This window comes from Prevotella sp. oral taxon 306 str. F0472 (genome assembly GCF_000257925.1).
In the GTDB taxonomy this organism is placed as follows: Bacteria; Bacteroidota; Bacteroidia; order Bacteroidales; family Bacteroidaceae; genus Prevotella; species Prevotella vespertina.
Genome location: NZ_AJIN01000067.1, coordinates 245,583 through 259,815, shown reverse-complemented (window position 1 = coordinate 259,815; position 14,233 = coordinate 245,583). Strand labels below are relative to the sequence as shown.

12 protein-coding genes are annotated in these 14,233 nt (G+C 44.0%); 4 read left to right on the top strand and 8 right to left on the bottom strand.

The genetic code is table 11. The annotated features are described in order from the left end of the window. Positions 1 to 98 precede the first annotated feature (98 nt). The 4 genes from ccsA to nrfH form a co-directional block, all read right to left on the bottom strand. Positions 99 to 887 carry a cytochrome c biogenesis protein CcsA gene (gene ccsA, locus HMPREF9969_RS11230; RefSeq protein WP_009435769.1) on the bottom strand — a complete coding sequence of 263 codons (789 nt, stop codon included), beginning with the start codon at positions 885 to 887 and terminating at the stop codon, positions 99 to 101. Next, entirely contained in the window at positions 884 to 2,197 is a 1,314-nt protein-coding gene (locus tag HMPREF9969_RS11225) for a cytochrome c biogenesis protein ResB (protein ID WP_009435818.1), read from the bottom strand. Before HMPREF9969_RS11225 ends, ccsA begins: the two co-directional genes overlap by 4 nt. Before the next feature lie 213 nt (positions 2,198 to 2,410). Next, on the bottom strand, positions 2,411 to 3,907 hold the full coding sequence (gene nrfA / locus HMPREF9969_RS11220; RefSeq protein ID WP_009435933.1) for an ammonia-forming cytochrome c nitrite reductase: 1,497 nt from the start codon (positions 3,905 to 3,907) through the stop codon (positions 2,411 to 2,413). Between the two features lie 23 nt (positions 3,908 to 3,930). Beyond that, positions 3,931 to 4,560 (bottom strand): cytochrome c nitrite reductase small subunit, encoded by a 630-nt coding sequence (gene nrfH / locus HMPREF9969_RS11215; RefSeq protein ID WP_036895684.1) that lies wholly within the window; start codon positions 4,558 to 4,560, stop codon positions 3,931 to 3,933. Between the two features lie 767 nt (positions 4,561 to 5,327). Here nrfH and pncB point away from each other — a divergent pair. Further along, entirely contained in the window at positions 5,328 to 6,533 is a 1,206-nt protein-coding gene (pncB, locus tag HMPREF9969_RS11205; protein WP_009435780.1) for a nicotinate phosphoribosyltransferase, read from the top strand. Positions 6,534 to 6,647: 114 nt separating this feature from the next. Then, on the top strand, positions 6,648 to 6,932 hold the full coding sequence (locus HMPREF9969_RS11200) for a hypothetical protein (protein WP_004383742.1): 285 nt from the start codon (positions 6,648 to 6,650) through the stop codon (positions 6,930 to 6,932). 55 nt (positions 6,933 to 6,987) lie between these two features. On the opposite strand, the gene rplS is transcribed toward HMPREF9969_RS11200, so the two are convergent. From rplS to HMPREF9969_RS11185, 3 genes are all read right to left on the bottom strand, one after another. Continuing rightward, on the bottom strand, positions 6,988 to 7,356 hold the full coding sequence (gene rplS, locus HMPREF9969_RS11195; protein WP_009435837.1) for a 50S ribosomal protein L19: 369 nt from the start codon (positions 7,354 to 7,356) through the stop codon (positions 6,988 to 6,990). A 252-nt stretch (positions 7,357 to 7,608) separates the two neighbouring features. Further along, positions 7,609 to 8,337: an acid phosphatase gene (locus HMPREF9969_RS11190; protein WP_009435983.1), complete on the bottom strand. Its 729-nt coding sequence runs from the start codon at positions 8,335 to 8,337 to the stop codon at positions 7,609 to 7,611. 718 nt (positions 8,338 to 9,055) lie between these two features. After that, on the bottom strand, positions 9,056 to 11,191 hold the full coding sequence (locus tag HMPREF9969_RS11185) for a TonB-dependent receptor (protein WP_009435816.1): 2,136 nt from the start codon (positions 11,189 to 11,191) through the stop codon (positions 9,056 to 9,058). 318 nt (positions 11,192 to 11,509) lie between these two features. Here HMPREF9969_RS11185 and HMPREF9969_RS11180 point away from each other — a divergent pair, with 318 nt between their 5' ends. After that, positions 11,510 to 12,274, top strand: a complete 765-nt coding sequence (locus tag HMPREF9969_RS11180) for a 5'-nucleotidase C-terminal domain-containing protein (protein ID WP_009435794.1) — start codon at positions 11,510 to 11,512, stop codon at positions 12,272 to 12,274. A 21-nt stretch (positions 12,275 to 12,295) separates the two neighbouring features. Beyond that, positions 12,296 to 13,132 (top strand): bifunctional metallophosphatase/5'-nucleotidase, encoded by an 837-nt coding sequence (locus HMPREF9969_RS11175; RefSeq protein ID WP_036895715.1) that lies wholly within the window; start codon positions 12,296 to 12,298, stop codon positions 13,130 to 13,132. 508 nt (positions 13,133 to 13,640) lie between these two features. Here the strand turns inward: HMPREF9969_RS11175 and HMPREF9969_RS11170 are convergent. After that, complete coding sequence (locus HMPREF9969_RS11170; protein WP_009435817.1) at positions 13,641 to 14,165, bottom strand: hypothetical protein; 525 nt, start codon at positions 14,163 to 14,165, stop codon at positions 13,641 to 13,643. Positions 14,166 to 14,233: the final 68 nt, after the last annotated feature.

The window sequence follows — 14,233 nt, the reverse complement described above, 5'->3', positions numbered from 1 at the left end:
CTACTAATAGTATTCACGCCCCTCTCCATTCGGAGAGGGGACGGGGGTGAGGCTGTAGATGGACGGGGGGAGAGGCTGAATAGGCTTTTAGAAAAGCCTTAATTCAAATTGTAAGTATGCACGCTTATCCCCTGCGCAGATGGTAGGTAGTTGATACCCCACCAACACATCTGTAACAAACAGAAGGCTATAATGAGGATGATAAGGGCTGGGCGCAGGTGATGAGGGCGATACTGGCGGTAATGAACATAAACGAGATAAGAGAACCAAGTGATAGCTGCCCATGTTTCCTTTGGGTCCCATGCCCAGTAATGACCCCATGCTTCCTTTGCCCAGAGTGCTCCCATGAGCATTCCAAGCGTCATGAAGGAGAGCCCAACATAGGTGAGATTATCCGTAATCTCCATCTCTTTCGTGGTATCTGTGCCTTTCTTGAAGAAGAGCAGATACACTGACATGACCACAGCTGCGCCTAAGAGGGCATAAGCCATCATGTAAACGATGACGTGAGGGGCAAACCATGGACTCTGCAAAGCAGGCATGAGCGTCTTTGAATGTATCTCTGGTTTGAAGAGATTGACGCACACGAAGACGGTTGCAAGGAGTGTTGAGAAGCTCAAAATCCACTTGTATTGCCATCGACTGTACACTATCATGCCCGCTAAAGGGAGGAAGAAGCTATACCAAAGACGCGTTTCTCCCATCGTGCGGAGCGGTGGTCGCTCGAGAGTTATCCACATGATAAGGATGTAAGAGAAGAACACACAGAGTCCAAGACCTGTTGTTATGAAGGCTAGACTACGGCGATTACGCCACGAAGCCCATGCTCCGACTGCCCATAACAATACTGAGATGATTGCGAAAACGACGAAATAACTCCAGATCATAACTGATTCTCCTTCTTACGACTAGCCGTTAGGAACATTCCAACGGCACCTATTAATAACATGAAAATACCGACATACACCACTGGTAACCATGGGTCGGTGACTAACTCAAAGATACTGAGATTACTCCATTTACCCATCTGCTCGTTGTAACTGAGCTGATAGATCGTCCATCCCTCAATGCTGAATGGCTTGTTAACCTCTATCTCTGTCTGGATATTCTGCCCACTCTTCGTATAGATGTCGACGAGAGATGCAAAACGACGAGGCTCTCGGTTAGGCATAGCTAACATACGCCCGTCATCCAAACGTAGGGCTTGATAAGGGAAGAGATAGCTTCCGCAGGTCACCCAACCCGTGTAGCTATGATGTACACCCTTGTAGGGTGCATTGTTAGTAGTGACCTTCACCAATAGAGCACACGCCGAACCAGCTGCATCCGAGGCTATATATCCATCCTTATTACGTGCTTGTCCGAGTGAATCCATTCGAATATTTCCCATCATTCCAGTGGGCATCTTGCCTATCATCTTGCTCAACATGGCAGGGACAGCATTATCTATTCGCTTAAGAACTTCTACCTTGCAATCGAGCAACTGACCTACTCGCATACCTTTATCTAACAATAGATTCTCAGGCTTATCCTTAGGGAGTGGGAACCCACCACGCCCTATTAACGCTAGCTTGGGAGGGTATTCATCAATGGTGAACTTCTCTAGTTGAATGGCAACTGGTAGGTGATGCACATTGTCCATAGCGTCTAGACCACGCCATTCAGGCTGCCCTGTCTCACAATACATCTTCACTTTCTGCATATCAGCACTACCCAGTGTTGCACAGGTGAGCACTATGAACAATCCTGCATGGCTCACAAAAGATGGCAAACGACGCCATGAAAAATGGAAGATATGGTTCAGTGTGACCTCACCCACTATGATGGTCAACCAGAGATAGACGAGTACAAATGGCCAATAGTTCAGCATCTTCGTTAGTCCGATGGGGTCTACTGGGTTTCTCCCTTCGGCTACTTGCTTCGTAATACCCATGATCAACGTTAGCAAAGCAGCACCTGCTATGGCAGGAATAGCGGCTTGCATGGTGGTCATAAAGCGGAAGAAGTACACCTTCTTACGCAAGGCATAAACAACAACTAGGGCTATCAATAGGAAAAGGAGCGTCCCGATATTAGCTGGCCAAGCAAAGATTGCCCACTCCAAAGGCCCCATTGTAAACTGTAATAACTGACCAGTTATAAGCAATCCAACGACGATTGCCGTCCCTTCTTTTAATGTATAAGGTTTATTCCACATTGTTATTTTAAGGAAAAGAAATGGTATCTTCAGTTGTAATCTTTGATATTATCCTCAATACTTGCACTGTTTCTGTTGCATTTCTCATGCTTTTTCAGATACAAGACTATCACCTGTTTCTATCACATTACTAGATCAATACCATAAAAATTAATAGTCGGTAGCAATGGAGTTAACCATTAGCTACCAACTATCTTTTACTACTTTGTTCGCTTACATCGGCTTAGTTATGAACCGTTTGTTCTTTTTTGCAGTCTCAATCCACTTCGGTACGATTGTGTCGAGGAACTGTTTTTTCTGACTATTAAGCTTTGGCATGTCTAGTCCTATATATGACTGAGCCTTTGCTTTAGTCGATATGTCAGGCAGAGGAATTTGTCCTGTAAAGCCATGACGAGCGACAACTCGTGCTATTTGTAGGCGTGCATCCTTAGCAAACTCCATAGCACTTGCGAGCAAACGCATTACTTCTTGAGGTGCATGGAAGGCTGCTCCATGACTCGCAACAGCATAGTCCCAACGCCACTGACCCTTACGTAAATCAGTCAAAACAGGCTGCATCTCTGCTTCTGTAGCACCCTTATCCCAGGCAAACTTAGCCTCGATATGTGCTGCAGCAAGCTCCTTCTCCACATGAGTACGGAAGTCATAAATCTTCTGTTGACGCTCATAAACATTCTGACGAAGCGTCTCTGCATCTTGACGATGGCATGTCTGACAAGTGCGATCGATGTGAGCTAGCGGACTCATGATGTGGTGGTCGGTGTATTTCACACCACCTTCAGAGATGTAAGGCATGTGACAATCAGCACAAGAAACGCCTCTCTGTCCGTGAATACCCTGTAAGTAAAGCTCATAACCAGGGTGTTGTGCCTTCAAGATCTTCGCCTTTGAGAGTGGATTAATGTAGTCATAGAAGCCTATACTATCGTAATATTCTTCTGCTGCCTCACACGTCATACCCTTCTCCTGAGGGAAGTGTAGATAGTTACCATTGTCCTTTTCGAAGTAATACTCTGTGTGGCACTGTGCGCAGACCAGGCTACGCATCTCTTGATGTGTGGCTTTTCTCACGTCTTTACCAACGCGAGCCCACGCCTCATAGAGTGCTGGACGAGCTGGACGAAGCTCCATCGTCCGTGCATCATGGCAGTCAGAGCAACCGACGGTGTTCATGACCTCTGGTCCCCAATTGCTCCACTTGGCAGCATAGAATTTGTCTGTTCCCTTCTCTCTCATCAACCTTGGCACATCAGGACCTTTACATGTCCAGCACGTACCAGGCTGTATATCGTCTTGACCATCCACACCTGGACTACCAGTACGCATTATTTTACGTAAGTCTTCAACGCAATGGCGGTGTCCACGAGGGGTGTTATATCCACGTGAAAAAGAATATCCTGCCCACAAGATAACCATTTCTGGTCGTTGTCCTAATACATCGACTTCCTGTGAAGAGTTATACTTACTAACGAAACTGGTATCTTCCGTCATCGCCCAAGTCTCGTATTCACGGGGGAAGTCTTCGGCAAACTTCTCGTTTTGAGCTACGATAGAGTCAGTCATCTGGGTACGTCGATTATTAAACACACTCGCTATTTCCGCCCTTCGTTCTAACATGGACGAGCATAGCAAACCTAAGAAGAACACGATGACCATCGCTCCTCCGAAGAGCAACCAGCCCTGCCATTTCTTTAATGTCTTTGCCATAATTATAGGGTTTAGTAGTTATTTTATTTCTTTCCTAACACTTTCTGGAGCCAATCAGGGACTGGAGAAGGAGGCATGGGTTCTACAAACTCTGCCCCAGGAGTACTCGACAAGGAGTTCTTCCTCATGTGTGCTACATCGCGATGGCAGTCCCAACAGGCCTTACCTTCGCCCCTTTTCGCTTCCATATAGTCGATTCGTCCTGTCTTTACAAACTCTTGGTTGAGTTGTTTATGACACCGAATACAATTATCCATAATCACTTCTGCAGATGCATCCTCAGCCTCGAACGCCTGTGATTCACTATGTGTCACGAAGTAAGCAACGTGCTTCATACCATCTACCCCCTTAAAGGCATAGTGAGAAGCAATGTTGTTGTTAGGCACATGACAATCGTTGCAAGTTGTGTTACGAGCATGTGCTGAATGTGACCACGTTGCATAGTAAGGTGACATGATGTGGCAGTTTATACATGCAGCAGGGTCGTCTCCTATTATATATGTATGCATACGAAGGAGGTAAAAGAACAGCCCTGTCAGTCCAACAATAACACCGCAAAGCATTACCAACGACGCTTTCTGACGATAGGACAGCCTCTCCAGAAAGTTAAACCATTTAGTCTTTAGCTTGTTTAGAGTTGTTTTTAGGTTCATACGTATCACATAATGTTTCGTTTTCAAATATAAATAATAATCTTTAAAGTGCTTGTAAAAAAATAAGAAAATATCATTATAAATGATGAGAAAGTTTTATTTACGCTGCAAATCGGCTTGAATACGCCTATTCTCAGGGCTATTATTCGTACCAATCACGTATTATTACTGATGGAACTGACGAATATATGTATGAATAACAACGATTAATTCATCTCATTAACATCCTCTTTTGTGTGCGTGATGTCAATTAATAAGAAGAAAGAAGTACTTCGCCTTGATATTAAGAGGAACACTGCTCACTACAAAAGAGTGCTTTCGGTAACACAAAAGAAAAACTTTCCTCAATTCAAGAAAGGCTTACTCCAGTGCAAGGAAAGCCTCTCTTCCATACGAAGGGAGGCTCTCTTTGATGTGAGGAAACGCCTTCTTCAAATGGAGAAGGGCGTTTCTTCGTTTTCGCTCTGTTGGACTTTGTTTACGAGGTGGTGGCTTGTTACACACAGAGGAATGAATGATGGAGGATTCAAGTAGCCTGTTCTAAGGATCGATGAAGGCTGAATGGTTGGTGCTGGCGTGTATAGTTTCTGTGGTTAACGGACTATTTATTCTTGCTTTTCTGCGGGAGATGGGTAGAGAAGTGACTTTTATTAGACTTCGGATGAGGCTCTCTTTTGAGTTGTCAGATATGTTATTTCTATGAAAAGACTTTGTTCTTCCACATCTTTTTTATACTTTTGACGGCAGAAAAAAACGTACAATAACAAATGAGACAGATTATTAATCATTTCACTGACGATGACCTTTACAAGCTGACAATGTGCTGTGCTGTCATCGATAACTTCCCTCGTGCGCATGTTTGTTATCAGTTTGTTGATCGTGACGATACGGTTTATCCAGATGGATTTGCACGTGAGGTGGAACATCAGATAAAGCTATTAGAGTCGGTTATCATCACTCAGGAGGAGATAAACTTCCTACGTCGTAAGTGCAACTATTTGCCTGAATGGTTCTTTACTTATCTACGTGGTTTCCGCTTCTCAAGCGATTGGGTAAAGGTTTGGCAGAGCTCGGAAGGGCATTTACACATAGAGTTTGAAGGCTTGTGGGCCGATACGATCTTGCTTGAAGTGAAGGTTCTTGCCATCATATCAGAGCTTTTCTACGTATTTAATGAGCAGGCAGAAGAGTTCGATTATCAGCTTCTTTACGATAAAACTTACCATAAGGCGGAACGCTTGCTAGAGGCTGGTTGCGTCTTTTCAGACTTTGGTACGCGTCGTCGTGCTAGTCTGAAAGCAGAAGAGATAGCCGTTCGTGCGATGAAAGATTGTTATGAGAGTAAGACGTGGAAGGGCAAGTTTGTGGGTACTAGTAATATACACCTTGCGATGAAGTATGACCTGATGCCGGTGGGCACAATGGCGCATGAATTCATCTGTGCAATAGGTGGTATGTTTGGTCCACAGATGGCTAATTACATGGCAATGGAGGCTTGGCGCAAGACTTATAGGGGTGCTCTCGGTACTTACCTATATGATTCTTTCGGTTGGGATATCTTCTCTTATAACTTCTCGGAAGACTTTGCTAACCAATTCAAGGGGCTTCGTATTGATTCAGGCGACAACCATGAGCAGTTGGATAAGATTATTGCTAAGTACAAGTCATTCGGTATCGATGCCCGTGACAAGCAGGTTCTTTTCTCTAATGCACTCGATACTGACCGTGCGATAGAGTTACAACACTATGCCGAAGGAAAGGTAAAACCTTCATTCGGAATAGGCACTCACTTCACCAATGACTTCCCACATGTTAAGCCTATGAACATCGTTATTAAGCTCGTAGCAGTTAAGATAACAGAGCTGTGGCCGTACTATAATGACACCTGCAAGATATCTGAAGATGAGGGTAAACACACGGGTAAACCAGAGGTTGTCAAGCGTTTCATGGAGGCTATACATTATAAGCAGTAAGTGGGAGGAGAGGCTATTATCTGCTGTTAGTAACATAAAAAACTTGCTGAATCTTACTCATTTACCTAATCTTTTATTACTTTTGCAGCACGTTAGTAATGCTTTCAATGAGAGATGAAAAAGAAGTTTAGAGCCATTATTGAGGATTTAGGGCATAAGACTCAAGTGCGTAAAGAACTAGTGGCAGATGTAGAGAAGTTGTCAAGCAGGCTTGCGGTCTACCATATCAATTTGGAGACTACATCACTGAAGAGGCTGATTGGTTATTTTAAAGGTAAAGAGAAACCATCCCAAAAGACGTTAGATAGGCTAGCACTCTTCGCTGGGTTCCAGAACTGGAAAGACCTAAGTAAGGCTTTGCATGGCGACAATGATGCTAAGTTGAACTATGAAGATTAAAAAAGTCCGATACCTTCTTGGTATCGGACTTTTATTTTCTTGGATTTCCAAGGGCTTACTTCTCAGTAGAAGCAACAACTGTTCTCTTCTCCTTGATACGTGCAGCCTTACCTGTAAGATTACGTAGGTAATAGAGTTTCGCACGGCGAACTTTACCACGCTTGTTCACCTCGATAGAATCGATATTAGGTGACTCGATTGGGAAAATACGCTCAACACCAACGGTGCCTGACATCTTACGAACAGTGAAACGCTTCTTCTCTCCATGGCCAGAAACCTTGATTACTACACCACGATAGAGCTGAATACGCTGCTTGTTACCCTCGACAATTTTGTAAGCGACAGTGATTGTGTCACCAGCCTTGAACTCTGGGAACTGCTTGCCGGTTGCAAATGCTTCCTCTGCAACTTTAATTAAATCCATTTCTTATTGATAAATTAAATATTGTTTGTCGTTCCAATGTAACATAGTTAGCGACTCTTCCACAACCAGCGGTTACACCGAAAAGCGTTGCAAAGTTACTGCTTTTCGTTGAAACAACAAAGTATTTGTATGCTTTTAATGCTTATTTAAGCTAAGAATCATGCTTATTTAAAGTAAGATTCATATTAATTTAAGGTAGGAATTATGCTTATTTAAAGTAAGATTCTTGCTTCTTTAGGACATTTATTGGGCTTATTTTGTAGCAAGAATCTTGGCTATTTCCTTCTTAGCCTTAGCCATTTGTTTCTGGAAGGCTTCGGATGAATGAACTGCAGCATAGCCTACACTCGCACATAGGCGACCTGCATCAACATCGCTCTGATAGTGATATCCACAGATAACACGGCTCTGACCATAATCGTAAGCACGCTTCATAATTTCGTTGCCACGTGATGGGTTCAACTCAGTTAAGGTCAGACCGAAGATCCATCCACGGCAGGTATGACCAGAAGGATAAGACCCGTTGTTGATCAGCTCTGCCTCGAATTGTGGCTGAAGGGTATGCTCATGGAACTGCGCAAATGGTCGCTTGCGCATATACTTAGCCTTGGCACGATCGACAGCATGGTTACCATCAATACCAATCATGCACATGAGCTTGTAAGTCTCGGGTGTTTTCTCGGGTGTGATGAGCATTCCAAAGGCTGGAGCAAAGCCTACGAGGACTGAATCCACATCGAAGTTTGCATCGAACTTAGCCTGTGCAGCACGCTCTTTGTCCTCTCTCATCTTGCGACCCCACCAATACTGACGGAAGTCATAATCGAATTGATAGGATGCAGTATCAGGTGGCGCAGGGAGGTAGATACCGGCATCTGGCATATCAGCCTCTGGTATGAACGACTGTTTCTTGTAGTCTTGAGCACTGGCAGTCATGCCAACTAAGAGCATAACAAAGCCTATGAATAAACTCTTCTTCATAATGATAAACGGTTTTTATTGATTATAAATTGATGTGTATTAAGTGCTGCAAAAGTAGATAATTGTATATGTTCTTCAAAGGAATATCCGCTTTTAAATAGTTGCATTTTGCGTTAGTAACGAGTGAAGCGTATTGCAACTATTGCCTTTCTGACGCATAAATGATTGAGTGTTAGCCCTTGTCATGTCATGATGCAATCCTTGCGAGCGAACGAGTCAGGTAGTGTTATGATTTCTGAAGAGCCTCTCTTCGCTACTTCCCCACACGCTTTCGGTTTTCATTCCACACGCTTTAAAATCTCATTTCATACGCTTTCGGTATTCATTCCACACGCTTCTCGTATTGTTTTAGCGCCTATTTCGTAATGATGCAATGCGTATGTCTTTGTATTATCACACTTAGATAAAGTTTTATCACGCTTAGATAAAGTTTTATCAGGACTTAGATAATTAATTATCACGCTTAGATAATATGGTTAGATACGCATTTCAGCAATGCGAAATACGCTGAAAAGCAAAAGAGAAGTAGGCAAGAAGGAATGTAAGATATGCTATATTCCGTCTTCCCTGCTTATAATTTACGATGTGCGATAGGCTGTTGTGCCTTTTTGCGAGGCGTGTTGTGCATAAGAAAGGGGCAGATGCTGAACATCTACCCCTACTTTATTACTTAGGAATCTCCCGCCACGTGGGAGCCTACCTGTCGTGTTTCTGTGGCTTAATACTTAAACACTGCGGTGAGAGTTAACCTGCGTCCATCGGCGTGGGCATACTCTGCATTGCGTGCCATCATCATGGATGCTGGTGTGTAATAAGTGTAGTTTAGGAGGTTGGTTACCGACAAACTCAAGTCGCAAACCTTCAAGTTAACACCTGCAGTGAGGTTTAGTAAGTTGATACGACTTACCTTTCCTTCTCCTTCGTTATATACTCCTGATGCGTTAGGAGCGAATCGGTCGCGCTTACCAGTGTGTATGTATTGCAGTTGGAGATAGGTATTCTTGACTGGAGCATAGTTGACATACATAGCCAACTTAGCGGCTGGAATGGAGATATTCGACATGTATGTGTCCCACTTACCAGTAGCTGATTTGAGCTTACCTTCGAACCATGAGAGGTTAGCGCCTGCCTTTAAGTTGCTGAGGATTTGCGCATCTGCACTCAACTCAACGCCATATACCTTCTGTGGAGTACGATTGACTACCCAGAAGCCGTGGTCTATCTTGAGGTCACTTCCTAGCTTAGAATAGGTGTAGAAGAACGAGCCATTGAGCTGCAACCAATGGTTAATATCAGAGTAAGCACCAATCTCGTAGTTGTTAGTCTTTACTGGTTCTGTGGAGATCTTAGCGAGTACATCCGCCTTAGCAGCACGTAGTGTACGACCTAAGTCGAAGATAGAAAAGCCTTGAGAGTAGGCTACGAAGGGTTGAAAAGCAGGATATTTGTTATAAGAAACACCCACGTTAAAGGATAAGTTGTTATACTTTAGCGTGCCACCCTTTACCTGCACTTGTGGGTCGGAGAGCTTATTACGCAGTACATCGTAGTCTGGTACCTTCACACTAATGTAGTCGTAACGTCCACCGAGTTTGATGCTAAGGTGTTGCCAGAGCGTTGTTTTGATCTGAAGGAAGGGTGCATGGTTGTTGCTGGTGAGCCATGGCATCCAATACCTGCCGTCTACTAAGGGTTGAGAAGTCTTATTGTAGAGGTAGTCGTAACCATAGGCTAGATGTGCAAAGGCGTTGTCAGAGAAGATAAGACGGCTGTTGAACTGAGCACGAACACCGAACTTACGATCCTTAACAGCCGACTGTCCGCTTGTTTCCTCCCATCTTGGTTGTGCTGGATTAGCCTTTCGGAAGTCGAAGATGGTGTATAAACTCGAGCCATAAACGGATGCTTCTAAGTCGGTATGTTTGAATATGTCCTTTGAAGTAAACTTGAGATACGCATTGTGGTTGTACCTTGTTCCCTCGTCAACTGCCTGTGGATCCTTGTTTCCAATTACACCTATTGAAGGGCTTTGGAGGTATTTTCCACCGGAAGGAATCAGTTTCGTGTCTTGCAAACTACGATAGAAATTATACATCAATTCGATTCTGTTCTTTGGAGATAGGCTGTAACCGAGATTGACGAGTGCGTTCGTTGTGTAAGTATCACCGAGTCCGTAACGTGGAGAAATGAACTTCCCGTCACCATCAACGGCACTACCTGTACGCCCGAATGCGCCATTTACGAGGTAATCGAAGTTTCCCAAACGACCATAGAGTTGCTGGTTGATGCGATAACCTTGCCCTTTGCTCTGGCGGAAGAAGTTGTAGGTTGAGCCCGAGAGAGTCGTTGCGCCAGCAATAGCTCTATTAGTTGTATTCTTCTTCGTGATGATGTTTATCAATCCACCAATAGCCCCGTTACCATAGAGGGCAGTAGATCCCTTCACCACTTCTATATGGTCGATAGCAGCGATGTCAATGGTTCTTATGTCACGATCGGTTGAACGTAAAGGAGTTGATTGAGGGATGCCATCAATCAAGATGAGGGCACTTCGTCCACGAAGTGATTGTGAGCGCGAGCTTGTGGTATTGCTTGATAGTGCCATACCTGGTGTGAGTAAGCCCAAAAGATGGGTGATGTCGGGTGCCGCCTTACTCATTTCTGCTATTTGCTTCTGGTCTATGATGGTAACAGTAGCAGCCGCATTCTGCTTTACTTCAGGCATACGTGTCGTACTAATCGTTACCTCTTTGAGTTGTAATGTGGTGTCTTCCATCTCTTGTGCATGCGCTTTATAAGGCGTTGTAGCCATTGCGAGCATAGCAAGAGATAGGTAAATTGCTTCTTTCTTCATGTGAGTACAATCCGTTAAATGTTAATGTTTGAGTGCAAAAGTATAAATTATCTTTCAAATAGGCAATACCTAAAACTAGGTATAAAGGTGGGGGCAACGGCTGTTATCGTGCGCCTCTTCATGTGGTAGAGATCTATCTTTCATCATCCTACAAGCAGTGTATTCGATTTTTTTTCTTACTTTTGCATTATCTTTTTAGATGTTATCAGCATGCCATGTCACCTATATATATAAGGTAGGAGACATTGCTATCCAATCAAAGTGAGGGTGCTCTCTGGGCTGATGAATGTTTATGAGATTTATAAAATATCACTATATATGTATAAGAAAACAGTTTATCTATCTGGATTAACAGCATTGCTGGCATTGACGGGCTGTGCGTCTCACTATGAGTTAGCCAGTATTCAGCGTACACGTGTGCTGGTGGATAGTAGGTATGACGCTGCTCCTGATGCCGACGCAGCAAAGTTTATGGAACCTTTCAAGCACAAGGTGGACTCGTTAATGGGACCTGTTGTGGGTGAAACAGACCATGAGATGGTTGCACACAGACCTGAGAGCGACCTATCCAACCTCTTGGCTGACATCATGGTGTGGGGTGCTCGCGATTATAATGAGCGTGTTGACTTCGGTGTTTACAACATGGGTGGCATTCGTGCAGCCCTCCCTAAGGGTAAAATCACCTATGGCGACGTCCTTGATATAGCTCCTTTTGAGAACAAGATATGCTTCGTGACGCTCACTGGAGAGAAGGTGTTAGAGTTGTTCCGTCAGATGGCTTATACTGGTGGAGAGGCTGTTAGCCATGGAGTAGAGCTTGTTTTCACACGCGACCACAAGTTGAAGTCGGCTCTTCTCAATGGTAAGGAGATTGACCCGAAGGCGTCTTATCGTATCGCAACACTCGATTATTTGGCACAAGGAAACGATAAGATGGAGGCATTCAAGTCGGCTACTAGCGTTGTATCTCCGCAAGAAACAAGCAATAACACACGCTTTATTATCATGAACTTCTTTAAGGAGCAAACCGCTAAAGGGCGCATTGTCAATGCTCAGAAAGAGGGTCGTATTCGTGTAGAATAACCATATCTAGAGTTGAAGAAGATGAAAAGAAATATATTATTGATGAGTTTCTGTTTGATAGCAATCCTCGCTTTCGGACAGACAAAGCAGTTAACAATCCTGCATACAAACGATGCGCACAGTCAGATTTATCCGTTAAGTGCAACCCTCGCAGACACTATGAAGGCTGGACGAGGCGGTTTCGTGCGTCGTGTGGCTATGATTAAAGAAGAGAGAAAGAAGCAACCTGACTTGCTACTCTTCGATAGTGGCGACTTCTCGCAAGGCTCTCCTTATTATACAATGTTCAAAGGTGACGTTGAAGTGGGTCTAATGAATCGGATGCACTATGACGCTGCTACGATAGGAAACCATGAGTTTGACTTTGGTATGGACAATATGGTTCGCCTCTTTAAGATGGCTAAGTTCCCTATTGTATGTGCCAATTACGACTTCACGGGTACGCCACTTCAGGGCTTGGTAAAGCCTTATGTCATCTTGAAACGCAACGGCTTAAAGATAGGAGTGTTCGGTCTTGCTCCTAAGTTGGATGGTCTTGTGGTGAAAGCTAACTATGGTAAGATCGTTTATAACGACCCTGTTGCGTGCGCACAGAAGGTTATTAACGAGTTGAAAGGCAAGAAGTGCGACTTAATCATTTGTATCTCGCACCTCGGATGGGACATTGAAGGGGTCAGCGATGAGGAAGTTATCGCTGGAACTCGTGGTCTTGACCTAGTCTTGGGAGGGCATTCTCACACGTACCTAACGAAACTTGAGTACGTAAAAGACCTCGACGGCAAGTTAGTTGGTGATGATCAGAATGGCAAGCACGCTATCTTTGTGGGCAAGCTAGTGCTTGATTTGAAGAAGAAGTAAAGCCTCTCCCCCGCCCCCTCTCCGAATGGAGAGGGGAGTGAAGACTGCTGTTTGCAAATAAAGGGGGCGTTTCTTCGATGCAAGGAAAGCCTCTCTTCGATAGGAAGAAACGCCTTTCTCAACTGGAGAAAGGCGTTTTCTTAATTCTGCTAAAAACCTTTCTTTAATTTAAAATGCAAAGTTCACGATTCAAAAATGTGATTACTTTTATTGTTGAAAGGCATTAATAAATTCTTTGCTGGGGCATTTTTAACACGGAATACACGGATGGCACGGAGCCTAAAAGGGACACAGAGTTCCTAAAGGAACACGAGAATCCACAGAAGCTGACGCCCATTTTTATTCAACTAAAATCCTCCCCAAGCCCCTCCGAAGGAGGGGATGTCTTAACCATAGGCTTTTTCTTTGATTCAAAAATACAATTATCTCTCACCCCACAAACCATCCTCTCTTATCCTACTAATAGTATTCACGCCCCTCTCCATTCGGAGAGGGGACGGGGGTGAGGCTACTTCTTTTTACCAGTAAGCCCCACCATGTCACTATTCAGATGGGTGACAAAGATTTGTTGACCGCCTTTACTAAAGCTAACCTTATACACTCCTCCCTTCTTATCTTTGCGTTCGTAAGTGAAAGCAAAGTTGTTAATCTGCCAACAAGTATCGTGTTGTGCTGCCATCTCAACCGACTGGTAAAAGGTTTTCGGAGGGATGGTGTCGAGCATAAGAGTAGCCGAGTAATTACCGCTCGAAACGCTCTCTTCATCTGCAGCAACACTAACAGAATCGGGGATGAAAGGCGTTGCTTTGGATAGTTTATACTTAGGGAAAGCAACGGAAGTAATGCCTTTTAGGTCGATTGATAACTTACCACTATCAACCAAAGGGGCAAAGTCCTTCGCCGCAACAGTGTCTTTATTGTCTTCTACCTCAATGCTGTTTTTATGGTGACAAGACGCAATGACGCCCACAGCCAATAATATGCTGAGGAAGATCAAACTGATGATTCGTGATTGATTATTCTTCTTTTCCATGTAATTTAATTCTATTTTAAGAGGCAGGAGACTGGGTGCTGGAGTTAAGACATTCGTCTTTGAGAGTA